The organism is Pseudomonas avellanae BPIC 631, assembly GCF_000444135.1.
GTDB lineage: Bacteria > Pseudomonadota > Gammaproteobacteria > Pseudomonadales > Pseudomonadaceae > Aquipseudomonas > Aquipseudomonas avellanae.
This window is the reverse complement of record NZ_ATDK01000341.1, coordinates 1-24,252: the sequence shown is the minus strand read 5'-3', so window position 1 is coordinate 24,252 and position 24,252 is coordinate 1. Positions and strand designations below refer to the sequence as shown.

Annotated in this window: 17 protein-coding genes and 4 pseudogenes; 7 read left to right on the top strand and 14 right to left on the bottom strand. The window is 58.3% G+C overall.

The window, feature by feature from the left end:
* The first annotated feature begins 552 nt into the window (after positions 1-552).
* The 3 genes and pseudogenes from DW49_RS0120915 (at position 553) to DW49_RS1000000133940 (ending at position 4,355) form a co-directional block, all read left to right on the top strand.
* The gene (locus DW49_RS0120915; protein ID WP_005617500.1) at positions 553-2,685 is read left to right on the top strand and encodes a methyl-accepting chemotaxis protein; all 2,133 of its coding nucleotides are present in this window, start codon (positions 553-555) and stop codon (positions 2,683-2,685) included.
* Positions 2,682-4,176, top strand: a pseudogene (locus DW49_RS01000000128675) (chemotaxis protein CheW). Before DW49_RS0120915 ends, DW49_RS01000000128675 begins: the two are co-directional and overlap by 4 nt.
* A gap of 53 nt (positions 4,177-4,229) precedes the next feature.
* A complete protein-coding gene (locus tag DW49_RS1000000133940) occupies positions 4,230-4,355 on the top strand; it encodes a hypothetical protein (RefSeq protein WP_005617503.1) in 126 nt (41 codons plus the stop codon).
* A 65-nt stretch (positions 4,356-4,420) separates the two neighbouring features.
* Here DW49_RS1000000133940 and DW49_RS01000000128670 read toward each other — a convergent pair.
* The 3 genes and pseudogenes from DW49_RS01000000128670 to DW49_RS0120890 form a co-directional block, all read right to left on the bottom strand.
* Positions 4,421-4,906 (bottom strand): annotated as a pseudogene (locus DW49_RS01000000128670) (N-acetyltransferase family protein).
* A gap of 60 nt (positions 4,907-4,966) precedes the next feature.
* Positions 4,967-5,365 carry a hypothetical protein gene (locus tag DW49_RS0120895; RefSeq protein WP_005617505.1) on the bottom strand — a complete coding sequence of 133 codons (399 nt, stop codon included), beginning with the start codon at positions 5,363-5,365 and terminating at the stop codon, positions 4,967-4,969.
* 53 nt (positions 5,366-5,418) lie between these two features.
* Positions 5,419-6,309, bottom strand: coding sequence for an MBL fold metallo-hydrolase (locus DW49_RS0120890; protein ID WP_005617507.1), 891 nt, complete (start codon positions 6,307-6,309; stop codon positions 5,419-5,421).
* Positions 6,310-6,416: 107 nt separating this feature from the next.
* Between DW49_RS0120890 and DW49_RS0120885 the strand changes: the two genes are divergently transcribed.
* Entirely contained in the window at positions 6,417-7,301 is an 885-nt protein-coding gene (locus DW49_RS0120885) for a LysR family transcriptional regulator (protein WP_024421380.1), read from the top strand.
* A 94-nt stretch (positions 7,302-7,395) separates the two neighbouring features.
* Here the strand turns inward: DW49_RS0120885 and DW49_RS1000000134345 are convergent, their stop codons facing one another.
* The 8 genes and pseudogenes from DW49_RS1000000134345 to purU form a co-directional block, all read right to left on the bottom strand.
* Positions 7,396-8,124: a methyl-accepting chemotaxis protein gene (locus DW49_RS1000000134345; protein ID WP_370464044.1), complete on the bottom strand. Its 729-nt coding sequence runs from the start codon at positions 8,122-8,124 to the stop codon at positions 7,396-7,398.
* A 129-nt stretch (positions 8,125-8,253) separates the two neighbouring features.
* Positions 8,254-9,087, bottom strand: a pseudogene (locus DW49_RS1000000134340) (HAMP domain-containing protein); the annotation flags it as partial.
* Positions 9,088-9,549: 462 nt separating this feature from the next.
* Complete coding sequence (locus DW49_RS0120875; RefSeq protein WP_005617516.1) at positions 9,550-10,122, bottom strand: sarcosine oxidase subunit gamma; 573 nt, start codon at positions 10,120-10,122, stop codon at positions 9,550-9,552.
* A gap of 3 nt (positions 10,123-10,125) precedes the next feature.
* The gene (locus DW49_RS0120870; RefSeq protein ID WP_024421379.1) at positions 10,126-13,032 is read right to left on the bottom strand and encodes a 2Fe-2S iron-sulfur cluster-binding protein; all 2,907 of its coding nucleotides are present in this window, start codon (positions 13,030-13,032) and stop codon (positions 10,126-10,128) included.
* The gene (locus DW49_RS0120865) at positions 13,029-13,334 is read right to left on the bottom strand and encodes a sarcosine oxidase subunit delta (RefSeq protein ID WP_005617520.1); all 306 of its coding nucleotides are present in this window, start codon (positions 13,332-13,334) and stop codon (positions 13,029-13,031) included. The genes DW49_RS0120870 and DW49_RS0120865 overlap by 4 nt, the downstream gene beginning before the upstream one ends.
* 13 nt (positions 13,335-13,347) lie before the next feature.
* The gene (locus DW49_RS0120860) at positions 13,348-14,589 is read right to left on the bottom strand and encodes an FAD-dependent oxidoreductase (protein WP_005617522.1); all 1,242 of its coding nucleotides are present in this window, start codon (positions 14,587-14,589) and stop codon (positions 13,348-13,350) included.
* Positions 14,571-15,473, bottom strand: a complete 903-nt coding sequence (gene folD / locus DW49_RS0120855) for a bifunctional methylenetetrahydrofolate dehydrogenase/methenyltetrahydrofolate cyclohydrolase FolD (RefSeq protein WP_005617524.1) — start codon at positions 15,471-15,473, stop codon at positions 14,571-14,573. The genes DW49_RS0120860 and folD overlap by 19 nt, the downstream gene beginning before the upstream one ends.
* Entirely contained in the window at positions 15,470-16,336 is an 867-nt protein-coding gene (gene purU, locus DW49_RS0120850) for a formyltetrahydrofolate deformylase (protein ID WP_005617526.1), read from the bottom strand. The genes folD and purU overlap by 4 nt, the downstream gene beginning before the upstream one ends.
* A gap of 1,397 nt (positions 16,337-17,733) precedes the next feature.
* Here purU and DW49_RS1000000134520 point away from each other — a divergent pair.
* From DW49_RS1000000134520 to DW49_RS0120835, 3 genes and pseudogenes are all read left to right on the top strand, one after another.
* Positions 17,734-18,320: pseudogene (locus tag DW49_RS1000000134520) on the top strand (DUF6861 domain-containing protein).
* Positions 18,307-18,921, top strand: a complete 615-nt coding sequence (locus DW49_RS1000000133750; protein ID WP_229687557.1) for a polymorphic toxin type 15 domain-containing protein — start codon at positions 18,307-18,309, stop codon at positions 18,919-18,921. Before DW49_RS1000000134520 ends, DW49_RS1000000133750 begins: the two are co-directional and overlap by 14 nt.
* Positions 18,918-19,532, top strand: a complete 615-nt coding sequence (locus DW49_RS0120835; protein ID WP_005617527.1) for a GAD-like domain-containing protein — start codon at positions 18,918-18,920, stop codon at positions 19,530-19,532. The genes DW49_RS1000000133750 and DW49_RS0120835 overlap by 4 nt, the downstream gene beginning before the upstream one ends.
* 96 nt (positions 19,533-19,628) lie before the next feature.
* On the opposite strand, the gene DW49_RS0120830 is transcribed toward DW49_RS0120835, so the two are convergent.
* The 3 genes from DW49_RS0120830 to DW49_RS0120815 all read right to left on the bottom strand — a co-directional run bounded on the left by DW49_RS0120830 (position 19,629) and on the right by DW49_RS0120815 (position 24,020).
* Entirely contained in the window at positions 19,629-20,357 is a 729-nt protein-coding gene (locus DW49_RS0120830; protein WP_005617528.1) for a DUF4198 domain-containing protein, read from the bottom strand.
* A 38-nt stretch (positions 20,358-20,395) separates the two neighbouring features.
* On the bottom strand, positions 20,396-22,507 hold the full coding sequence (locus tag DW49_RS0120825; protein WP_024420864.1) for a TonB-dependent siderophore receptor: 2,112 nt from the start codon (positions 22,505-22,507) through the stop codon (positions 20,396-20,398).
* A gap of 211 nt (positions 22,508-22,718) precedes the next feature.
* On the bottom strand, positions 22,719-24,020 hold the full coding sequence (locus tag DW49_RS0120815) for an Nramp family divalent metal transporter (RefSeq protein ID WP_005617530.1): 1,302 nt from the start codon (positions 24,018-24,020) through the stop codon (positions 22,719-22,721).
* Between the last annotated feature and the right edge of the window lie 232 nt (positions 24,021-24,252).

Below are 24,252 nucleotides of genomic sequence, written 5' to 3'. Positions count from 1 at the left end.
TTTTCGAAATAAGTTACCCATAACCTGCAAGCTAAGCTATTGATAAGATTTGAATTTTCCGTTAGTTGGTGGCTGATTTTTTCGAAAACAGTACACTAGAGCCTTGTGGAACAGGAGCCCCATGGACCCGCGTCTCGCTGGACTTTCTTTTTTACTCACGCTGGGATGGACCGGTGCCGTGCTTCTCGTCATCTGGTTTTACGCGTGAATGGTGGGTGGTTTTTACCGTTTTATCGGGCTGCATACAGCGCAGGCTCTGCCAGTGATCGGGCAGGCTTGACGCGGCGCCTTTAGTAGTAGCGAACCAGTGGCTCTGGCGCTAGTCTGAATGACGTCAGGCTGAATCCGCCACCTGTTTTCCGGGCGACTGCGGCAATTGTACCTGGCCCTGATGACCTGACAGTTCGCGCTATGGAAGGCATTGAGAAAGACGATTACCCGGCTTGATCGGCAGGTACCACAGTCCGCCTATGCGTGTGTCTGAGAGGGCCTGCACAGACTGGTGCTTTATAACAATACTTCCATAGATGCTTACTCGCAGAGTATTTTCATATGTCGACGACCACAGAAAGCACCCCCAAGGACAGAGCCGACGTACAGCTGGACCTTCATTCGCTGATGGCAGCCATTGACCGGTCTCAGGCAATGATCGAGTTCGATCTCGAAGGCAATATCCTGCGGGCCAACGCCAACTTTCTGGAGTGCGTCGGGTATCGGCTGGAGGAAGTCCAGGGACGCCACCACCGCATGTTCTGCACCCCGGAATACGCCTCCAGCGTCGAGTACGCATCGTTCTGGGAGACCCTCGGCAAGGGTGCTTTTGATGAAGGGCAATACAAACGTCTTGGCAAAAATGGTCGCGAGATCTGGTTGCAGGCGACCTATAACCCGGTTTTTGACGAACAGGGCAACCCGTTTAAAGTGGTGAAGTTTGCCACCGACGTGACTCAGCAGCGCAAGACCAACGCCGAGTACGAGGGCAAGGTTGCCGCGATTGATCGCTCCCAGGGCATTATTGAATTCGATCTGAACGGTCGGGTGCTCAATGCCAACGAAAACTTTCTCAAGGTACTGGGTTATCGTCTGGATGAAATCCAGGGCCAGCACCACCGCATGTTCTGCGACGACGATTACCTGAACAGCCCGGCCTATCGCGCGTTCTGGGCCAAGCTGGAACGTGGCGAATATGACTCCGGCGAGTACAAACGCGTCGGCAAGAACGGCCGCGAGCTGTGGATCAGTGCCACGTACAACCCGATCTTCGATCCGGACGGCCGCCCTTATAAAGTGGTGAAGTTTGCCAACGACGTCACCGAGATCCGAGCCCGTCAGGCCGAGTACGCGGGCAAGGTTACCGCTATCGAACGCTCCCAGGCCGTTATTGAATTTGACCTGACCGGCAGAGTGCTGACGGCGAACCGTAATTTTCTGGCGGTGTTTGGCTACGACCTGGACGAGATTGTCGGTGAACATCACCGTATGTTCTGTTCCGAAGAGTTTGTCAGCAGCCTGCAGTACCGCGAACTGTGGGAAAAACTCGGTCGTGGCGAGTACGACGCCAACGAGTACAAGCGCAAACGCAAGGACGGCAAGGAGATCTGGATTCAGGCGACCTATAACCCGATCTTCGATGCTCAGGGCAAGCCTTACAAGATCGTCAAGTTCGCACTGGACGTGACCGAAGCGAAGGAGAGCAGTGTAGAGGACAAGGGCAAGGTCAATGCCATCGATCGCGCTCAGGCGGTTATCGAATTCGACATGTCCGGTAATATTCTGGCGGCCAACGCCAACTTCCTCAAGGCGCTGGGTTACGGCCTGCAGGAAATAAAGGGCCAGCACCATCGGATCTTCTGTGAAGAAGAGTACGTGCGCGGCACCGAATACCGTGAGTTCTGGCACGGGCTGGGGCAGGGCGAGTTCCACTCGGGCCGCTTCATGCGGGTCAGTAAATACGGGCAGAAAATCTGGATTCAGGCGACTTACAGCCCGATCTTCGACCACGATGGTCTGCCGTTCAAGGTCGTCAAATTTGCCACTGACATCACCCGCCAGGTCGAGATGGAGCAGGCGATTGAAGCCAAGACCCGCGCCATGGGCGAGTCGGTAAAGGCGTTGATGAACGCTATCTCCTACGTGGCGCAGAGCACCGACACGGCGACTGAGCTGGCGAGGCTGACCCGCGAGCAGGCCAGCAGCGGTTCGCAGACGCTGGTCAAGGCGTCCGATGCCATGGACATGATTGCCAAGTCGGCCGAGGGTATTCAGGACATCATCCAGGTGATCAGCGAGATCGCCAGCCAGACCAACATGCTGGCGTTCAACGCGGCCATTGAAGCCGCCAGAGCCGGTGAGCACGGTCTGGGCTTTTCGGTGGTTGCCGATGAAGTCCGCAAGCTCGCCGAGAAGTCCTCGCGGGCCACCAAGGAAATCAACAAGCTGATTCTCGAAACGGTGAGCCGCATCGAGTCGGGCAACGAGATCTCCCGCAGTGCCGGCGAGGCGTTCGAGCACATTGTGAACGGCGTGATGCAGACCACTCAGGCAATCGACGGCATCAACACCGCAACCGAGAAACAGCGCTTGTCGGCGCAGGAGGTCGAAACATTGATCACCGAGCTGCATAAAGCCAACCTGACCGGTTACAGCCAGACCCTGGACAAGGTATCCATCGGACAACCTGCATGAGCAGCCTGAATGCCTATGGCGTCGTGCAGATTAACGGCGTTTATCTGGCGGTGGTGGCCGATGCACTGATGGAGGCGGTGCACTGGCCTGCGGATCTGCATCCTCACCCGCTGACCCGTGGCGCGCTGCGTGGGGTCTTTACCCTGCGCGGCAAGCCGGTGCCGTTGGTGGACCTGCGCAGTGAACTGGCGCAGGGGGGCGACGTGACCTCAGCCACGCCACTGGTTGCGATTCTCAAATACGGCGGCGGTTATCTTGGCCTGGCGATTGATGCGGTCTGCGACATCCTCAAGGCCCGCGACTCGCAGTTCAGCCCTCTGGGGCCTGGCGGCACCAGCGTCGGGCTGCTGCCAGCGCTGCTGTTGAGCGCAGATGAGTCGCGGATGATCTACAAGCTGGACCTTGGTGTATTGAGCCGTCTGCCGGGCGTGCTGTTTGCGGCTGATCCAAGCGCGCAGACTCTCAAGGAAGAGGCGCTGGCAGCCAAGAATCGCCTGCTGCATTACCTGGTGTTCGAGTGTGACGGTCGCAACTTCTGTATCGATGCGAGCGTTGTGACCGAACTGGTGGATGGCCCCGAGATCACCGCGTCGGACTTTGCCAGCGACTGTTGTTTTGGCGTCACGTCAGTACGTGGTACCAAAGTACCTGCGCTGAACCTTTCCGAAGTACTGGGGCTGGATCATCAACGCCAGACGTCCAAGCCGCAGTTGCTGCTGTTGACCGCGCCGGATGGCCGTGTGTGCGGCTTTGGTTACGACCGCATGGTCGCCATTCAGCGCCAGGACCCTGACAGCCTGCTGGCTGCGCCGGGTTATGGCCTGCCGCACCCGGAGCTGCTGGCCGGGGTGATGAACCTTGAGGAAGGCCAGCAGGCGTTACTGCTTGATCACCCGATGCTGTTGCAGCGACCGGAAGTCAAAAGCTACACCCAGGTTTACCAGCATGACGTCAAACCGGCGCAAGCCTCGCATGACGTGACCAAAGCCATGCTGCGCCATGCCTGCCTGCCTGCTGTTCGACGCGCCGACCCGCTTTGTCGCGCCGTTGAGCCAGATTGTGGAGATCATGAGCGTGCCGCAACAGCTGATCGGCCTGTTGCAACCGGCGACCCATCTGCTGGGGCAGTTCAATCTGCGTGGCGAGCAAGTGCCGCTGATCTGCCTGAGCAGCCTGCTGGGCGAAGGCAAACAGCCTCAGGACGACGCGTCGCGGGTGCTGATCGTGCGCGGCGAGCGGTCCTGCTTCGGCTTTGCGGTCAACCGGGTCGAGGCGATCGACGCCTTCAATCAGTTTGACCCGGCCATGCTTGATCAGGGCTGGCAGGCCAATACCGGCAAGGGGATCTCGGTCAACGACCGGGTGCGCTCGCTGGTCAGCGTCGGCAGCCAGGAACGCAGCTGGCGCGCGACCCTGCTCGACCTGCAAGGGCTGGCCAGGCAACTGGAGCGCAGCGTCAATCAGCGCAGCGCGGCCGTGCAATCTGTCTGAACCGAATGCTCCGCGTGTGGCCTTAAACCTATACATACGCGGAGGATCCGACCATGACCGAGAAAAAAGACGAGAAGAAACCAGAACCGGCAAGTGACGTACCAGCGCATTCGACGCCGGAAGAAAAGGAACGCCTGAAAGACTTCAACAAGGATGGCATACCGCCTGGGGTCTGCTGAGCGCGTGTTGTTGAAAAACGCCCGGCCTGGTTACAGGTCGGGCGTTTTTTCTCACTGATGTGCCCTTAATCGCCGCTGTCGGCGAAGTCTCGTAAACCAGCACCTTCCATCCGGTAGCGCACCCATTCGCTTTGCGGCTCTGCGCCGATCGCTTCGTAAAACTTGATCGCCGGCTCGTTCCAGTCCAGCACGCTCCATTCCAGGCGGCCGCAATCGTTGGCCACGGCTTCGCGAGCAATGTGTCGAAGCAGGGCGCGGCCGGCACCGACGCCGCGCTGCTCGGGGGTGATGTACAGGTCTTCCAGATACACCCCGTTACGCCCCAGCCAGGTGGAATAGCTGTAGAAATACACGGCGTAACCAATAGGCTTGCCGTCGTACAGGCACATCAGCGCGCTGGCAGGTGCATTGTCGGCAAACAGGGACTTTTGAATGTCTTCGGCGCTGGCCTTGACTTCATGCCCGGCGCGCTCTTAGATCGCAAGTTCGGTGATGAATGCCAGAATCTGACTGACGTCAGCGGCAGTGGCAGGGCGGATTTCGAGGGGCACGGAGGCACTCCTTGGCTGATGGGCGCAGCATGATAGCCGCAGTCGTCAGTCAGTCGATAGTCACGCGTCGCGCAGCAAATCGTTGGCGTTGAGCAGTTGGTAGGCGATCTGCGGGCGTGCTTCCAGAGCACTGCGGATTGCGCTTGCGACCCGTTTGCGCGTCTTGCGGCACAGCCCGGTCTTTTTCTCGACGACAATGCTGATGCCGCGCATGGTGCGCACTTCGTTGAAGCCCGATGCGATTTCAATGCGCACGCCCAGTTGCTCGAAAATCCTGCGCTGCATGTGCTGCAGATCTTCCAGGCTTTCGACACGACCCAGCCGCTCGAGCAGCGTGATTTCCGCGTCACGGGTCAGCTTGAGTATGCGCAGATCGGCATCCTCTGCCTCCAGCCGTTCGCGCTCGCAGTCGCAAGCGCCGGGCGGGCAGGGGTTACGGGTTTTGACGGGTGGGCTCATGGACGCAGCATAGCGATGGATGTGGGCGTGTGACCACACCCATTTACAGCAGATCAGTTAGGCCACTTCATCTCGCCTTTGATGACCTTGGCACTCAGTTCCAGCGAGCTCGGCTCGGCCAATTGTGGCCAGGCTTTCTGCATGGCATCGATCAGGGCCTTGGAGTCCTTGGCTTTGGCCGCTTGTTGTTCAAAGGATTTCAGGTAGTCGGCGGTGAAGGCAACAGCCTGGGTGCCTTGAGGAATCTGCCCGAGGTAATGGCCTGGAATCACGGTGGCCGGTTTCAGCGCTTCGATGCCCTTGAGTGTGGCGAGCCAGTCCTGACGCGACTTGGGGCTCTGTGTGTCGGCTACCCAGACGTGAATGCCGCTGGACACCACGACGCCACCGACGACGGTCTTGAGCGATGGAATCCATACGTAGCTGCGTTCCGGAGCCGGGCCTGTCAAACCTTTGATCTCCAGCGGCTGACCTTCGAGGGTCAGGTGATCACCTTCGAGCACGTCGGGCAGCACCAGTTTTTCCGGAGCATTGTCCTTGAGGATCGGGCTCCAGTAGGCAAGCTTGCCTTGCATCGACGCTTTGATCGCTTTGACAGTGGGCGCGCTGGCAACGATTTTTGCATCGGGGAAAGCCGCTTGTATGACGTCCAGACCGAAGTAGTAATCTGGGTCGCTGTGGCTGATGTAGACGGTGGTGAGCTTTTTGCCGCTGGCCTTGATCTTCGCTACCAGCGCCTGAGCATCGTTGCGCTGAAACTGCGCATCAATCAGCACCGCATCATGCTTGCCGGTGACCAGTTCGGAGGACACCGGGAAGATGGCTTTTTCGGCCGGGTTGTAGACCTCGATCGCCAAGGGGTCGGCAGCGTGGGCGGCGAGCGGTAGCAACGCCGCGAGGGGCAGGGCAGCGAGAGACAGGGCAAGCAGGGAGTTGCGCAACATGAGGCACGACCTTTGGCGGGCAGGACTGAGGCCTCTATCTTAGGTTGCTTTAAATGAAACAAAAGCCTCAGTATTGGCAACTATTGATTGCTTTAATCGAACGAATCATGGATCGCATCACCGCGGCGCGGGTGTTCATCGCCATCAATGAACGGGGCAGCCTCATCGCTGCTGCCGAAACGCTGGACATGTCCAGGGCAATGGTCACTCGCTACCTGGCGCAGATGGAAGGTTGGGCGGGCGCCAGGTTGTTACACCGCACCACCCGCAAGCTTGGGCTGACCGCGCCGGGGCAGGCGACCTTGCTGCGGTGCCAGCAGTTGCTGGAACTGGCCGATGCCGTGCCTCTGGCCGCCGACACACAAGTCGACGAACCGCGCGGCATGGTGCGCATTGCCTGCTCCCAGTCCCTGGCGCAGGCGGTTCTGGCGCCTGCGGTCACCGCCTACCTACAGCGCTATCCGGGTACTTCGGTGGACTTGCAGATTGGCAATGAAGCGGTGGACCTGGTGAGTGAACGCATCGATCTGGCCATCCGCATCACCAATCAGCTGGACCCCAACCTGATCGCCCGACCGCTGGGGCATTGCGATTCGCGGGTTTGCGCGTCGCCGGCGTACCTTGCCGCACACGGCGCGCCGTCCAGGCCGCAAGAATTGAGCGCTCATAATTGCCTGACCTATTCCTACTTCGGTAAAAGCCTGTGGGAATTCACCCATCAACACACGCAACTCAGCGTGCCGGTGGGCGGCAACCTCAGCGCCAACGATTCAGTGGTATTGCTGGAAGCCGCAGCGGCAGGCGCGGGTATTGCCTTGCAGCCGGTGCATTCGGTAGCGCCGTTGATTGCCAGCGGCAAGCTGATCGCGCTGATTCCCGACTATCAGCCACGCGCGTTGGGGATACACGCGATCTACACCTCACGGCATCACCAGTCAGCGACCCTGCGCACCCTGCTGGATTTTCTGGCTGAGTGGTTTGCGAGGGTGTGATGCTGCGCCTGCTCAGGAGAGGACGCGGAGCGTCCTGAACGGCATGGCGACGCGGAGCGTCGCACGATAGTTGGTTTTATCGCCGCGCTACGCATCAGGTCTTGAACTTGCGCACCAGGCCGTCGAGTTCGCTGGACAGGGTTTCCAGGCTTCTGGAGTCGGCGCGGGCCGAGTCCGAGAGGTCGGCGATCAGCTGTGCATCGCCATGAATCTGGCTGATGTGGCGGTTGATGTCCTCGGCCACCTGATGCTGTTCTTCAGCAGCCGTTGCGATCTGGGTGTTCATGTCGCGAATCACATCCACCGACTCACGAATCTGCCCGAAACTGCTGCGTGCCTGCCCGATCCTGGTTACTGATTGTTGCGACACTTCAAGGCTGGAGTGCATCTGTTGCGCCACAGAAGCGGTACGTCTGGCCAGGTTGCCCAGCAGGCTGTCGATCTCGGCAGTCGAGTCGGCGGTGCGTTTGGCCAGCGCGCGAACTTCGTCGGCCACCACGGCAAAGCCGCGACCCTGTTCACCCGCGCGCGCCGCTTCAATGGCTGCGTTGAGGGCCAGCAGATTGGTCTGTTCGGCGATGGAGCGGATGGTATTCAAAATCGACTGAATGCCCGTGCTGTCTTTTTCCAGCTGGGTCATGTCCTTGGCTGAACGGGCCAGTTCTTCGCTCAACTGATCAACGCTGCGCACCGCATCATCAATCTGCCGCTGGCCTTCGCGGGCCTGTTGCTGACCGCTGTCGGCGGAATCGGCGGCCTGGCTGCAGGAGCGGGCGACTTCGTTGGAGGTGGCGACCATCTCATGGAAGGCGGTCGATACCATGTCCACTGCCTCGCGCTGACGCCCGGCGGCTTCGGCCATGTCGTTGGAGACGCGGGTTGAGCTGTGCGAGGCCTCGAGAATTTTCCCGGCGGCCTGACCAATATGCTGGATCAGGCTGCGAATCGCAGTGAGGAACTTGTTGAACCAGCCCGCCAGTTGCGCGGTTTCGTCGGTGCCGCGCACAGCGAGGTTCTGGGTCAGGTCGCCTTCGCCTCCGGCAATGCCTTCAAGGCCAGTGGAAACACTGTGGATCGGACGCACGATGACACTGGCAAAACTTGCCCCGACAATCGCGAAAACCAGCGCCAGCACGGCAGCGATGATGCCGATCAGCCAGGTCAGGCGGGTGGCCGAGGCCATCACTTCGTCCTGCTTGATCAGGCCGATGAAGTTCCAGCCCAGTTGCTCGGACGGGTAGACGTTGGCCATGTAACGCTCGCCATTGAGCGTCAACTCGACCAGACCACTGCCGGTTTTTGCCAGTTCGGCGAAACCGTCGCCCAGTTCACCCAGCTTCTTGAAGTTATGCTCTGGCTGTTTGGGGTCTACCAGCACTGTGCCGTTCTTTTCCATCAGCATCAGGTAGCCACTTTCACCCAGCTTGATCTGCTTGACGATGTTGGTCAGTTGCTTGAGTGACACGTCGATATTGACCACGCCACCGGGGTTACCGAGCTTGTTGGGGATAGCCCGGATAGTGCTGACCAGCACTGCATCGTCATTGGCCCAGTAATAGGCGTCACTGCGCACGGTCTTGCCTGCATTGGCCATTGCGGTCTTGTACCACGGCCGCACACGCGGGTCGTAGTTGCTCATTTTCGGGTCTTCCGGCGTCATGATGTAGCTGCCATTGATCAGACCGTAAGAGACATAAGAGTAGGCCGGATGGGCCTTGGCAATGCTCGCGAACAGCTCGGTAGCCTGTTTGTCGTTTTCTGACTGCGCGGTAGCGGCGGTGCCCATGTAGTTACGAAAATCATCGCCCGCACCGGCGATCAGCGGGTGCGCTGCAATGTAGTTGACGTTCTGCGTGATGCCGTCGAAGAACAGCTGCATGGCGTTATCGACCTGACGAATTTCCCGTCCGCTGCTGTCGACAAAATCGCTGGTCGCCTTGTCGCGCAGGTTCACAATCACGATTGCAGCCACGACCACGATGGGCAAACACGCAATCACTGCGAACGCCCACGTCAATTTCTGTTTGATATTCATTTGAGCTCCGGAGTGTCCATTACTGCCGCAAGTGTCGGGCGCTGCATGGCTGCAGTCTGTCGCGCCGGGGCTTCACCCAGAGCTTTGTCTTATGGTCTACCGAGAATGCAACGGCTTGTTACCAGGTTTCTTTAAGCAGGATGGCGGTAACGGGCATGTTTGTCGTTTCTGGGTCAGGGACGTGCCGCACGCCCTGACAGGGTAAGTCGATCCTTACAGACAGCGGCCGCCGAACTCGGCCATAGCATCCAGCATCGCATCCTTGAAATACGCCAGCGAGGCGCGATCAAAGAGGATCTGCAGGCAGGGCTCGGTCTGTGCACCGACGTTGATGACGATCACGTTGATCCGCGCTGCCGAGGTCTGCGCCACTGAGCCTGGGCCGAAAGCCTGCGGGCGCAGGTCCACGCCGCACACTTTGGCCATCACCTGCGCAACGCATGCGCCACTCAGTTGTAGCCAGGCGTGGCTGTCTTCACGGGGCAGCAGGTAATGGGCGCTGTGGTCCAGTTCCCAGCGGGCTTCTTCATCGGCGATACGCTGCCCTTGATCGAGCCGACTGCCCAATAGCAGGTACTCAGTCTGCGACAGACGAGCGACGTGGCTGCCGTCGGGCTGGGTGACGGCGCGATTGGGCGTCTCGGGCAGGCTGAAACCGCGTGCGGTCAGGTAGTCGGCCGTTTGCGTGCCACGAAACCCCACACGCGGCAGGTCGGTCAGGTCTTCCAGTGTGCACAGCGAGCGGGCATCAAGCTCGACAGGGCGGTCTGTGGTAAGGCTGGTCATGGTTCAGAGCTCCTGGCGCTGGTTTTCAGGGTCGAAGAAGGGCAGTTTCACGACGGTAGCCTGAACCACCACGCCGTCTTCGACGCGGATCGGAATCTGCTGGCCGGGCGTGCTCTGATCGAACGCGGCGTAGGCCATGCCGATAATCATGCCGAGGGTTTGCGAGTACTCGCAGGAGGTGACATTGCCGCTGATGTCTGCGCCCTTGAGCACCAGATGGCCCTCAAGCGGCAGCGGGCTGGCTTTGGGCAGGGTGAAACCGATCAGTTTGCGCTTTTGCGGCAGGGCTTCGAGGATGTCCACCGCGCGACGGCCGACGAAAAACGGCTTGGTTCGACTGACCGCCCAGCCCATGTCGATCTCGCCGGGGTGCGTCATGCCATCGGTGTCCTGACTGATGATCACATGGCCTTTTTCCAGGCGTAACAGACGCTGGGTCTCGACGCCGAACGGACGCATGTCGAACGCCTTGCCCGCTTCGCTCAGCGCATCCCACAGCTTGAGGGCGTGACGCGCCGGAACGTGGATATCGTAACCGAGTTCGCCGACGAAGCCGACCCGCAGCAACCGTGCCTTGATGCCCGCAACCGTACCTTGGCGCACGCCCAGATAGGGAAAACCCTCGGCGGACAGGTCAAGATCGCTGCACACCTGCGCCAGCACCTTGCGCGAATCCGGGCCTGCCACGTTGACCGCCGCAATGGCCGCCGTGACGTTGGTGATGTCTACGTTCAGGCGCCACTGCGCGTTCCACTTGAGCATCTGCTGGTAGATGCGATCCACGCCGCTGGTGGTGGCGGTGACGTAGAAATGCTGTTCGGCAAACCGTGCACACACGCCGTCATCGATCACCACGCCTTGTTCGTTGGTCATCAATGCATAGCGCGAACGCCCGATCGGCTGCTTGAGGAAGGCGAAGGTGTACATGCGGTTGAGCAGCTCGGCGGCGTCCGGGCCGCGTATGTCCAGGCCACCGAGGGTCGATACGTCAATTATCCCTACCTTGTTGCGCACGTGCAGGGCTTCCTGCTGCATGCAGGCGTCACGTTGCGACGGCTTGCCGTAAAACGCCGGACGCTGCCAGATGCCGGCGGGCATCATTTTTGCGCCTGCCTGCACATGCCTTTGATGCATGGGCGTCTGCCGGTACGGGTCAAACGCGCGACCTGCCACGTGCGCCAGCTTCTCGGCCTCGAAGGGCGGACGCGCCGTGGTCACGCCGGTTTCGCTGATGCTGCGCTGGGTTGAAGCCGCCACCAGGCGCGCGGTCGGCAGCGCCGAGTGGCGGCCTTGCGACGGGCCCATGCCGACCGTGGAGTAGCGTTTGACCAACTGGATGTCGCGGTAGCCGATACGCGTGGCGTTGACGATGTCGCGCACTTGCAGGTCTTCATCGAAATCGACGAAATCCTTGCCCTTGGGGTGCGGGAAGATCGGCCAGCTGAAATTGACCTTTGCTTCACTGTGCAATGGAGCGTGGTCACCAGTCGTTTCCAGACTGAGTGCGGAAATAACGTCGTCAGCGGCATTTGCAGCATCTGCCAGCACGTTATCCAGCATGTGATAGCCATTGACCGAGCCTGCAATGCCCAGGTTCTGCGGCAGGCCGCTGAGAGTGAACTCGGCCTGTTGATCGTCATAGGCAAGCTTGCCGCCCGCCTGACATAGCAACTGATAGACCGGCATGTAGCCACCCGACATGCACAGCAGGTCGCATTCGACACTCAAACCATGATTGGCCACCTGGCCTTGACCGGTGATCTTGCGCAGTTCGGCACCGCTGACATGGCGCATGCCTTTTTCGTGCAGCGCTTCGTAGACTGTGGTGCTCATGTGGCAGGCGACGCCGCGCTTCTCCAGGGCGAGCTGCAATTCTCGATCCGAGGGGTTGGTGCGCATGTCGGCAACGGCGACCACTTCCACGCCCTGATCGTGCAAATCCAGTGCAGCGAGGTAGCCGTCATCATTGCCGGTCAGCACCACAGCGCGCTTGCCCGGCTTGACTGCGTAGAGCTTCATCAGGCGCTGCACGGCACTGGTCAGCATCACGCCGGGCAAATCGTTGTTACGAAAAATCACCGGCTGATCGAGGGAGCCGCTGCACACCAGGCATTGCGTGGCGCGCACTTTATACATGCGCTTGCCTTGAATCACCGGCAGGTAATTGTCGGTGAACCAGGCGTTGCACGTGGCCTGTTTGAGCACTTGAATATTGTCGTGTGCTTCTACCGCAGCGACCAGTTCGCGGCGCAGCTGTTCGGCACGCTGGCCGTCGATATCGAAGCGCGCGTAGGTCAGCGAGCCGCCGAGAATGGGCTGCTGCTCGATCAGCAACACCTTGGCTCCGGCGTTGGCGGCAGTCAGTGCTGCCTGCAACCCGGCAGGCCCTGCGCCGATCACCGCCAGGTCAGTGAACAGATAGGCCTTGTCGTAATACTCAGGCTGGAAATTCAGGTCCAGCACGCCCAGACCGGCCTTTTTGCGAATGATCGGCTCCCAGATTTTCCACATGCCTTTGGGCTTGTAGAAGGACCGGTAGTAGAAGCCCATCGGCATGAATTTGGAAAACTTGCCCAGGTACGCATCCTTGTCGTTGTCCAGCGAGCCGTTGAAGTTCTGTCCGGTGGCCTGCAGGCCTTCGTGCAGCGCGAAGGTATCGGCCAGCACGTTGGGCTCGTGAGGCAACTGGATCAGGCTGTTGGCGTCCTGTCCGGCCATGGTCAGCGGGCCACGCGGGCGGTGGTATTTGAACGAGCGCGAAAGCAGAAAACGACCGTTGGCCAACAGGGCGCTGGCAATGCTGTCGCCTTGCAGGCCCTGGTAGGTTCTACCGTCGAAACTGAACGTGAGCGGCTGGTTGCGATCGATCAGCAGGCCCATGGGCGCGGGCAGGCGGGCGGGGGTGTTCATCCTGCTATCTCCTTGGAAGGGGCGGGGGCGAAGTCGATGCGAGTGGTGAAGATCTCCCTTGGGTCGAAGGTGCGAATGATCTCGTCGCTGCCGGTATGGCGCTCGGCCAGAAACCAGTAGCTGGACGGATTGTGCATCCACCATTCACGCACCACGCCCAGAGTGTCTTCACTGTTGAACACGTAATCGGCCCATTCGGCATCGCTGCAGGTCTGCGGGTCCGGCATGGGTTTGAATTCGCCGCCGTAGGTGAACTCGCTGATGTTGCGCGGCCCGTTGAGCGGGCAGGTCATGATTTTCATGTGTCGCTCTCCGTCAGTGGCTGGCCGCTGTTGCGCCCATTTCGTTGACTTGCTGAAAGGTCGAGAAACGTTCCAGACCGAACGGCTTGATCAGCTCCGGCACTTTGCCGCCGCTGGCCACCAGTTCGGCCATGGTCTTGCCGCAGATCGGCGTGGCCTTGAACCCCCAGGTGCCCCAGCCTGCGTCCAGGTAGTAATTCTTGACCGGCGACAGGCCCATGATCGGGCTGTAATCGGGAGTCATGTCGGTGATCCCGGCCCATTGGCGCATCAATTTGGCGTTGGCCAGAAACGGAAACATCTCGATGGCATGCGCCAGCAGGCTTTCCTTGAGGTCCAGCGTCGAGCGGCTGTTGAACAGCGGATACGGGTCCGAGCCGCCACCGAACACCACCTCGCCACGGCTGGTCTGCTGCACGTAGCAGTGCAGGGCGGACGAGCTCACCAACGGGTCGAGAAAGGGCTTGAAAGGCTGAGTGACCATCGCTTGCAGCGGGAAGGTCTGGATCGGCGAGCGAATACCGGCCTTTTTCATCATCTGCGAGCTCATGCCCGCGACCGCCTGCACCGCACAACCGCACTGGAGTGTGCCGCGATTGGTTTTCACCGCCGTAATGGTGCCATTCTCGATGACGAGTTCCTGCACTTCGGTCAGTTGATGAATCTCCACGCCACGCTTGGCGGCCTGCTTGGCGTAGCCCCAGGCGACCGCATCGTGCCGCGCGGTGCCACCGTCGATGTGCCACAAGCCTGCCAGTACCGGCAAATGGCCCGGGTCCAGATTGAGGCTCGGCACCAGCTCGCGGATCTGCTGGCGGTCGATCATCTCGGTACGGCCGCCGAAATGCTTGTTGACCTCGGCGCGCTGGCGGAACGAACGCACCGTGGCGTCGGTGTGCGCCAGGGTCAGTTGGCCGCGCTCGGAGTACATGATGTTGAAGTCGAATTCGTTGGACAGACCCTGAAACATCTTCACTGACTCGGCATAGAACTTCACGCCCTCGCTGGTCAGGTAGTTGGAGCGAATCACGGCGGTATTGCGCGCGGTGTTGCCGCCGCCAAGGTAGCCTTTTTCCAGCACCGCGATATTGGTGATGCCGTGGTATTTCGACAGGTAGTACGCCGTGGCCAACCCATGACCGCCGCCGCCGATGATCACCACGTCGTAGGAAGACTTGAGTTCCTTGGGTGCCGGCAGATCCACCTCGACCGGGTATTCTGGGCTGAGCCCGTATTTCAGTAGATTGAAAGGCATACGGCCTCCGATTGGCTGCGTTGCGCGTGGGCTTGCTGTCTGGCAGCGGTCACTGTGTTTTTCATCAGAAAAGCGATGGTCATCGGGCCGACGCCGCCGGGCACTGGGGTAATGGCAGAGGCGACTCCGAGGGCGCTGTCGAAATCGACGTCGCCTACCAGGCGGCTGCGGCCCTGATCGTCGATACGGTTGATGCCGACATCGATCACTACCGCGCCGGGTTTCAACCAGCCAGCATCGATCATGCGCGGCCGGCCAACCGCCGCAACGACGATGTCCGCCAGTTGGCACAGGGCCTTGGCGTCAGTGCTGCGCGAATGCACCACGGTCACCGAACAGTGGGCTTGCAGCAGCAGGGCGGCCATCGGTTTACCAACGATATTGGAACGGCCGACGACCACTGCATGCTTGCCGGTCAGGTCACCGCAGGTCTCTTTGAGCAAGTGCATGCAGCCGCTGGGCGTGCAGGGCGTCAGTACGTTGCGCCCTTGACTGAGGCCGCCGACGTTTTCACTGTGAAACCCGTCGACATCCTTGGCTGCCGCAATGGCCTGCAACGCTCGGGCTTCATCTATATGGGCCGGCAGCGGCAGTTGCAGCAGAATGCCGTTCACCGAGCGGGCATTATTGAGTTCGGCGATCAACGCCAACAGACGCGCTTCACTGCAGTCGGCCGGCAGACAGTGCTCCAGCGAGCGAATGCCGGCTTCTTCGGCGCGCACTATCTTGTTGCGCACATACACCTCGCTGGCGGGGTCGTTACCAACAAGGATGACCGCCAGGGCCGGTTCGATGCCTTCGGCTTTCAAGGTGTGCACGTCGTCTCTGACCTGTTCCAGCACGCGAGCGGCTGCGGCCTTGCCGTCGATGATGCGCGCGCTCATCGAAAGATCACCGTTCGGTCCGTGTTGAGAAACACCCGATGCTCAAGGTGATATTTCACCGCTCTGGAAAGCGCGATGGTTTCGTTGTTGCGGCCTGCGGCGACCAGATCGTCCGGCAGGTAAACGTGATCGACACGCTGCACTTCCTGCTCGATGATCGGGCCTTCGTCCAGATCGCTGGTGACGTAATGCGCGGTCGCGCCAATCAGCTTCACGCCACGCTCGTAAGCCTGGTGATACGGCTTGGCCCCCTTGAAACCCGGCAGAAACGAGTGATGGATGTTGATCGCCCGGCCTGCCAGTTGCCTGCACAGGTCGTCGGAGAGAATCTGCATGTAACGCGCCAGCACCACCAGTTCGGTGCCGGTTTCATCGACTACTTTCATCAGCGCAGCTTCCTGCGCGGCCTTGGTGTCCTTGCTCACGGGCAGGTAAATAAAGCGAATGCCCTCACGCTCGGCCATCGGTCGCAGGTCCAGGTGGTTGGACACGATGGCGGTGATGGTCATGTCCATCTCGCCCTTGTGGTGGCGATACAGCAGGTCAGTCAGGCAGTGATCGAACTTGCTGACCATCAACAGCACACGCATTGGCCGACGCGTGTCATGCAGCTCCCACTGCATGGCGAAGTCCTTGGCCACCGCATCGAAGCCGGCCTTCAACTGCTGGATATCGCCGTCGTGACCATCGTTGAAGCGAAACACCGCACGCATGAAAAAGGTGCCGCTGAACTCGTCGTCGAACTGGGCCATTTCACCGATGTAGCAGCTGTTGCCAGCCAGGTAGGAAGTCACCGCCGCGACAATGCCGGAAGTCGCCGGGCAGCTGATCTTCAGGATGAAATGGTTCTTCTCGTGTTGCATGGCGTGTCCTCTGGAGGGTGGCGGCAGCTCATTACAAAGGCGAAAAAGGTCAGCTACGGAGGTTCGTCTCCATCGAATAAAATTCTCTACAGGAATTTAATATTCTTGAAGGCTGTTTTATAGGCGAAAGGAAATGCAGCGTCCAGAGGTTTCTGGAAACTTTGTTTATCGAAGGGAATATGGGTCTGCTTAATCGTCGGGCTGAGCGTGATCAGGCTGTCTCGTCAAGCCACGGCACGAGTACGCATTGTGCTTAGCGGGGCGATCTGCCTCAGACTCAGCAAATCTTTGGAGCCCGTGGCATGACCAGTACCAGACACGACTTCCACCGATGCAGGTATTACCGACGGAATGCGTGTCCTCATGTATCAGGTTGATGCCGCAGTCACGGCATTGGCAAAGCATCTTCGCCCAGAAGGCGTGATGGTTTTCACGAACACGACACCACGCTCGCACCGGCCAGCATCGATGCCTTTACCCTGCACAGAAAAGCGTAGGGTTGGCTGCAGCTGATCGCGAACGAAGGTGCGGATCTGCACATTGCTTTTAACCTGCACAGCATTCTTGCCAAGGCCGGAATGGCAGTCGAATGCTTACGTGCGGAATGTATCTTACAAACGCCTGACAACCCCTAAGGCCTGGGCTACATCGTGCTTGCCTGCCTGCCACGCATCATCACCCTGGGCGTGGCGACAGCGGATGAGGTCGATATTGATACTCTGCAACAACGCCCGGACGAGGAGCGCACCCAGTCCACGGCATCTATATCGGCGACGTCATGCGTGACGCTTGTGCTCGCAAGCCGGGGATTTGAGGTTGCCGGTCGGGTCTGGACTAGCTTAGACGATGGCGCTCAGCCCTTTGTAGCGCATCACGCTGGCCAAGCCTTGGGTGTCAGTTTCGGAGCTGACTACTTCCGGTTCACTCTGGTAATCACCAAACAGCCTGACAGCCGTGGTGGGTTGCCGTTAGAGAATGCGGTGTGCACAGATTTTCGTGGCGCAATGTGGCGACCACTTTGGCATTGGGAGCCCTTCGTTGGGGGAAATATACACAGATGTATCTAAAATATCGATGCGCTCACATTTTTGAGCGGAGGCTAGCTTTCTATAGCGATCTCTTTGCTTTAAATTGCATTAAGGGTATCCGTGACGTGCGAACGGTATTCGACCATGGAATGTGAGTCCTCAGTTTGGTAATGGATGTGTTGCGCATATGATGATATTAAAAGATGTTCCGCGCTGGGATGAGATAGAAAGAAATCTCGCTGATAAATTTGATGATCTGAATCAGGCTTTTAACCGGTCCTGGGCTCAGGCTGAGCCGGAATGGCATGGCTTTACAAGGCGTATCAGCTCTGGTTTTGATAGGACTTATGGTTATTTGGATGGGGGCGTATTGATTCTGTCAAAGAGGCGCTTAATAATTCATATCCAATAGTTTTAGGACGTCTGAGACGGCGTTGGGCCGATCTTGATATTGAACAAATTGTCGATGTGTTGGTACAAATTTCGAGAGAGGTGGCTTTAATACTGGGTGGTAGCGTGGCTATCGGCTCAATAGTAGGTGGTGTGGCGGGAGGTTTTTTTTTAGGGGTTGGCGCTGTACCTGGCTTGGTAGTGGGAGGGGGGATAGTGCAGAGCAAGAAAAATTCGCAGGGGTGGATCCTACCGGCGGCTCTATGGCTCGCAGGGAATATGCTATTGAGTCAGCTTCTAGGCTTTTAGCCCGGGGGCAAGAGCAGGTTGTGACGTTATTGTTAACCGCAATAGTGACCTACTTGACACGAGGGCAGATTAAGTCTGGTCTTATGGTAAGTGTAGATAATCTCGCAGCGCGTAGTGCAAAACTTCAAAGCGATATTTCGAATCGTAGGCTGGCAGATTGGTTGGCAAAAAACGAAAAAAAGCTTTTGGCTCATCCGGAATTTCAACCTGTAGATCCACCTAAATTTAACTTTAAGCAGACCGATGAGGGGGGCTGAAACGCCAAGGTCGCAGCCTAAAGCTAAGCGTCTCGAAAGACTTGAAGAGTTAGAAATAAAAGATTTCAATCCATACGACAATCCACGCCTCAAAGAAATGTCTCTGGTTGAGAGGCAGAAGTATTTAAAAACTTATAGCGCTCAGTTGAGAGCGCAACAAGATGCAATAAATAACATGACAGCTGAAGAGTTTAAGTCAGCAAGAGACTCCTACAAGAGCCTTGGTAGGAACCCTGCTGCTGACGCTATGCAGCGTAGAATGGGCAAGCAGATGGAGAGAGAGGTTGCGGAGAAAATCCAAAAATCTCTTGTGAAAAAAGGTGTTGATGTCAGGGAGGCTATAATCCAGGCTAAAGCGCGGGCGAAGGAAATAAAATCAACTGTCGCAGCACTTCACGAGCCAGATATGGTAGCCGGGGGCTGGTTAAGTCCAGATCCCGTTAGGATGGGGAGTTCAAGTGTAAACTCTTCTATTGGGGGAAGTTGGTCTAGTCGGCTGAAAGCCTTGGATGACGCTGTTGAGAGTGCTATGCTTGACGGTAATGGTGGCGCGAAATTAAATGTAAGGCTTAATGTGTTAAGGGGAGCAACTACGCCGTGAGAGACGAAAGTTTTGATATATTCGTTGAAGCAATGGGCGAACCCGTAAAGGTTTGTCCTGCATCAGAGTCGGTCATCGACAAATACAAAGGTGTCTTGCCGGATGTGTTGCTTGATTACTGGCGCAGCGAAGGCTGGTGTGGTTATGCGGATGGTTTGTTCTGGACAGTAAATCCGGATGAATATAAGCACCTACTCGATATGTGGCTTTCCGGTACAAAATTTTCCGGTATTGATAATTATCATGTCATTGCACGAAGTGCGTTCGGTGATCTGTATGCCTGGGGTGAAAAGTACGGCAGAAAAATCATCGTGTCTTGCCCGGGCGACTATATAGTTTCATTGGCGGATGAAGCCGAGATTCGATGCGATGACCCTGATCTGGCTATCCAGTCATTCTTTGCCATGTCTGATCGGGAAGATTTTGATATGGAGGATCATGACGGCATCCCGTTGTTTGAGCGCGCGGTACAAAAGCTCGGGCGTTTGAATGAGGATGAGATGTACGGGTTTCAACCGGCTCTGGTTCTAGGGGGCTCTATAACGCTACAGAATCTGGTGAAGCTGGACCTTGAAGTTCATCTGACTATTCTTCATCAGTTGAGTCGCTAGTCAGTACTGTGCTGTCTTGGCGCTGTTTGAGTGCAGTGGGCTATCTTCGCACTGCATCTCAACACTCATCATATTGAGATGCAGCGTTTAACGACGTCAGTCGTGATGCGCCTCACCGATAAACGTCAGTGACGTAAACAGGCCGCGCTCGGCGATATCGACGTTGTCTTTGACCGGTTGCGTGACTTCGGCAGCGATGATGTTCAGCCCTTCGTTGCGCACGATGACGCTGGCCAGGCCCTGAGCGTCGGTTTCGGCGCTGACGACGTCCGGCGCGCTGCGGTAGTCGCCGATCAGCTTGATGCCGGCGGCGGGTTTGCCGTCGATCAGCACGCGCACCGGTAAGGGTTTGCCCACGCCGACTTTCAATGGATCAGCCTGGGGCACGATGACAAAGTTCAGTTTCTCGAACGATGGCAGGTGCGCGCCTTCCTCGTAGATCGCCACGCTGTACTTGAATGTGTGAATCGAGTCGGTGCCGTTTGGCACTTTGCTGCGGCCTTCATTGATCCACTTTTTCTCGGTGTTGCGTGTCCACATGCCGTTGTCCAGTGCCACGGACATTACGGCAGGCGGCTTGAGTGGCACCAGACGCGCGTGATCGTCGAGGCGCTGCACCGTCACTGGAATCATCTTGCCCTGAAGGTCATACGCCCACGCGCCGCTGACTTTCTGTGCCTTGAAGGCGTTGTCTTCCGCGCCATGACCGTAGACCACTTCGATGTTGCCGCGACGCTGTTCTGTCCAAAGACCGTGGGCGCTGACCTGCGTGGCAAAGAGTGCGCCGAGCAGACTCAGGGCCAGAAAAGGTTTTGTTGAAAGCATGGTGCATCCTTATTGTTGTGAATCGTTGGTTATCGGCGTCAAAGGCTCAGTGTCAGGCTGACCGTGAAGTTGCGTGGTTCGCCGGGTGCGACCCAGTAGTTGCTGTAGGAGCGCTCGTAGTATTTTTCGTCGAAGATATTGTTCAGGTTCAGGCCAACGGTGACGTTGTCGCTGGCCTTGTAGTGTGCCAGCAGGTCCACGGTCTGGTAAGCCGGCAGTTCGAAGTCTGTGCCGGACTGGCCGGAGCGGTCGCCGACGTAGGTGTACGCAGCGCCTACGTCCGAGCCACGCAGTACGCCTTCCTGAAACTCATAGACGCTCAGCAGGCTGCCGCTGTGTTTGGCAACGCCGAGGATGCGGCTGCCTGACGGGATGGTGCGGTCGCCCTTGGTCACTTCGGCATCGATGTAGGCGAACGCCCCGATGATCCGCACCGCGTCGGTGACTTGCCCGGTCAATTGCAGGTCGAAACCCTGGCTGCGGGCCTTGCCCACGGCGCGGTTGGTGTCGGTGCCCGGGTCCAGGGCCAGCACGTTTTCCTTTTCGATATGGAACGCGGCGAGGGTGGTGCTCAGGCGGTCGTCGAACAGTTCGCTCTTGATCCCGACTTCGTAACCGACGCCTTCTTCCGGGTCGAATGTCTTGCCGGCTGCGTCCAGGCCGTTGTTGGGTTTGAACGAGGTGGACGCGTTGGCGAACAGGCCCACCTGCGGCGTGAGCTGGTAAAGCAGTCCGGCGCGCTGGGTGAACGCATCGTGACGCTGGCCGGAGGTGGCGTTGGTGGTGAAATCGTCCACCTGTTGATCGAAGTGCTCGATACGCGCGCCGACCATGCCGCGCAGTTTGTCGGTAAAGACAATCTGGTCCTGCAGGTTCAGCGCACGGCTTTCGATGTGCTCGTAGAAGTCAGTGCCGGAGCGTGCGCCATTGGGTTTCGGCTGGCCGTACACCGGGTTGTAGATGTCGATGGCGTAAGGGCTGCCGGCGATGGTCGTGACCCGTTCGTTCTTGCGGTAGTTTTCGTATTCGGTGCCGATCAGCACTTCATGCTCGACGCCCAGGCCCTCGAAACGTCCGCGCAATTCCAGCTGGGTGATGCTGTCATGCCAGTTGTTGTCGCGTTCCCGGTAACGACGATTGACGGTGCGCCCATCCGCATTCAGCGGGCGCGACTCGCTGGCAAAGCCTGACATCTCGCCTTGCTTGTAATGGCTGGCCAGGCGCAGCGACCACACGTCATTGAACTGATGGTCGAGTGCGAACTGGACCATGTTGTTGTCATTATCGATGTCGTCGTCCGGTTCGCCCAGAAAGGTCGAGCGCGACACGCCGCTCCATTTGTTGTTGGGCGCGACCACGCCACGGTCGAAGGTGGAGGTGTGCCGGACGAATTCGGTTTCCACCAGCAGGCTGGTATCGGGGTTCAGTTGCCAACTGAAGGACGGCGCGACGAAAACCCGTTTGCTCTCTACGTGATCGCGAAAACTGTTGTTGTCTTCGACGGCCAGATTGACCCGCGAGAGCAGGTTGCCCTGGTCATCCAGCGGCGTGTTGACGTCCAGCGCGGTGCGGTAGCGGTCCCAACTGCCCGCACTGGTTTGCAGAGTAGTGAACGCTTCGCGCTGGGGTTTTTTGGTCACGATATTGACCGTGCCGCCTGGGTCGCCACGCCCATAGAGGCTGGCGGCCGGGCCTTTGAGCACTTCGATACGCTCGATGTTTGCGGCGTCCGGTGTGGTCGGGTAGCCGCGGTTGGCACTGAAACCGTCCTTGTAAAACTCGGAAGTGGTGAAGCCGCGGATGCTGTACTCGTAAAGGGTCAGGCCGCCGAAATTGTTCTGCTTGGACACGCCACCGGCAAAGTCCAGCGCACGCTCGACACTGTTGCTGCCCAGATCCTTGAGCACCGAAGCAGGCACCACGCTGATCGACTGCGGGATGTCCCTGATAGCGCTATCGGTTTTGGTAGCGGTGGCCGAGCGGGTGGCCCGATAGCCCTGAACCGGGCTGGTGGCGGTCTCGTACTGATAGTCGGAGGTGACGTTGACGCTTCCCAGTTCGATAGTCTGCGGCGGTTCTGCCGCATAGCCATTGCTACCCCAAACCCCGATTGCCAAGCCTGCCAGAGACGCGATTTTACGAGACGACATGTGAGACTTCCTGATAGTTATAGATACGATATAACATCTCCGTTGAGAATTATTTCTGTTTGTTGCTCGGCGGGATGTGACAGTTTGTATCGATCACCAGGCTGTCTGACGCGTGAGGGCACAGTTCGGGGTTCTGAAGAAATTCGATCAACGAAACCGAGTCCATCCCCATGGGCGGGAATGGATTCGCGGACAGTTTATCCAGCGCAAATCAGGCCAGTAACTCAGTACCCAATTGAAACGCCACCCACAACGCCAGCCCGGTCGCAAAGGTCAGGGCGATGTTCTCGAACCAGTTGTTGCGGTATTCCTTGCTCAGCAGCGACTTCTGATTGGACATGATCAGCAGTCCGAGCGAGATGATCGGCAAGCCGATGATGTTCAGCGCGTTGACGCCGAGGGTCAGGGTCACGAAGTCGGGCATGCCGGGCAGTGACCAGATCAGCGGAGTGACCAGGATGAACAGCATGAACCACTTGTGCATCGGGTCGTTGTGGAAGACCTTGCCGTAACGTTCGCGGCGCTTGGGGCGGATGTGCTGGAAGGCGTCGGTGATCAGCATCGGGAAGGCGGTGGTCTTGCCGGAAATACTGGCAAACAGCGTGGCAAATACCCCGATGAAAAAGATGTACCAGCCCAATGGACCGAAGAATATCTCCAGCGCCTTGCCCAGATCGGCCAGGGTGTTCACCTGAATGCCGTTGGGCCGCAGGATTTCAACGCCAACCACCCAGATGGCCAGATTGATGATAATGCCGATGATCACGGCGAACAGCAGGTCGTTGCGCTGTATGCGTTTGTGTTGCGGCCCCGTCCAGCCTTTTTCGCGCATGACGTAGGGGTGGACGAAGTTGGCAATGGAGCCGGCCACCGCACCGATCACCGACACGGCCACCAACAGTGCGCCATGCACACCTTCATCGGGCGGAATGCTGAAACCAATCGTGCCCTTGATGATGCCGGTGACATCAGGACCGGACATGATCGCCAGGGTCAGAAACGCCAGCGTCATGATTGCCAGCAGCACTTTCATGACGCCTTCGATCATCGTGTAGATATTGCGACCGACCAGCAGCCACACGGCGAGCACCACCGTGACCGAGCAAAGCAGCGGCTGATTGATGTGCAGCAGCATCGCCAGTGCTTCGCCGGCGCCTTTGATCATGTACGCGTTGATCAGATGCCCCATCAACAGCGCGTAGCCGAGCAAGAACCAGGCGAAGAACGGATGCAACTGCGCGTAGCCCTGCAGAATGGTCATGCCCTGGTTATTACAGAGCTGGAAACGGGCAATGATATTGACGATCAGAAACCTGAGCAGCAGCGATATCGCCAGCACCCACATCATGGCGTAGCCGTAACTGGCACCTGCCACCGACGAAGTAATAAGGTCGCCTGCGCCCAGCCAGGACAGCACGGCAATAATGCCGGGGCCCAGCAGCTTGGCGAGCTTTTTGAGACGCGGTTCGGCTGCTTGTGCAGCCTTTTCTTCAAGCGTAGGGGTGCCAGACATGCGTTTTATCTCCATTGTTATTGTATTGAGACGTCGGTCGCCAGCAGACAAGATAAGACGTCGTACAACAGCCGTGGAGGTTCAAATGTAACTGTGTGTAAAAGCGTTTTACGGATCGGATGACGTGTTGGCGTCCGTTGTCATTCCACGATGATTACCTGGCTCACTCTCGTCCCAATGCTCCGCATTGGTTGACGGTCTGCGTCAAATGCGTGCCACACCACAACGTAAT

Bases quoted from the DNA above. Each gene is read 5' to 3' on its own strand.
- DW49_RS0120815 (WP_005617530.1), bottom strand. From the start codon at position 24,020: ATGTCTGGCACCCCTACGCTTGAAGAAAAGGCTGCACAAGCAGCCGAA.
- purU (WP_005617526.1), bottom strand. From the start codon at position 16,336: ATGCAACACGAGAAGAACCATTTCATCCTGAAGATCAGCTGCCCGGCG.
- DW49_RS0120915 (WP_005617500.1), top strand. From the start codon at position 553: ATGTCGACGACCACAGAAAGCACCCCCAAGGACAGAGCCGACGTACAG.
- DW49_RS0120860 (WP_005617522.1), bottom strand. From the start codon at position 14,589: ATGCCTTTCAATCTACTGAAATACGGGCTCAGCCCAGAATACCCGGTC.
- DW49_RS0120825 (WP_024420864.1), bottom strand. From the start codon at position 22,507: ATGTCGTCTCGTAAAATCGCGTCTCTGGCAGGCTTGGCAATCGGGGTT.
- DW49_RS1000000133750 (WP_229687557.1), top strand. From the start codon at position 18,307: ATGAGGGGGGCTGAAACGCCAAGGTCGCAGCCTAAAGCTAAGCGTCTC.
- DW49_RS0120895 (WP_005617505.1), bottom strand. From the start codon at position 5,365: ATGAGCCCACCCGTCAAAACCCGTAACCCCTGCCCGCCCGGCGCTTGC.
- DW49_RS0120885 (WP_024421380.1), top strand. From the start codon at position 6,417: ATGGATCGCATCACCGCGGCGCGGGTGTTCATCGCCATCAATGAACGG.
- DW49_RS0120865 (WP_005617520.1), bottom strand. From the start codon at position 13,334: ATGAAAATCATGACCTGCCCGCTCAACGGGCCGCGCAACATCAGCGAG.
- DW49_RS0120875 (WP_005617516.1), bottom strand. From the start codon at position 10,122: ATGACCAGCCTTACCACAGACCGCCCTGTCGAGCTTGATGCCCGCTCG.
- DW49_RS0120830 (WP_005617528.1), bottom strand. From the start codon at position 20,357: ATGCTTTCAACAAAACCTTTTCTGGCCCTGAGTCTGCTCGGCGCACTC.
- DW49_RS1000000134345 (WP_370464044.1), bottom strand. From the start codon at position 8,124: ATGGTATCGACCGCCTTCCATGAGATGGTCGCCACCTCCAACGAAGTC.
- DW49_RS0120890 (WP_005617507.1), bottom strand. From the start codon at position 6,309: ATGTTGCGCAACTCCCTGCTTGCCCTGTCTCTCGCTGCCCTGCCCCTC.
- DW49_RS1000000133940 (WP_005617503.1), top strand. From the start codon at position 4,230: ATGACCGAGAAAAAAGACGAGAAGAAACCAGAACCGGCAAGTGACGTA.
- folD (WP_005617524.1), bottom strand. From the start codon at position 15,473: ATGAGCGCGCGCATCATCGACGGCAAGGCCGCAGCCGCTCGCGTGCTG.
- DW49_RS0120870 (WP_024421379.1), bottom strand. From the start codon at position 13,032: ATGAACACCCCCGCCCGCCTGCCCGCGCCCATGGGCCTGCTGATCGAT.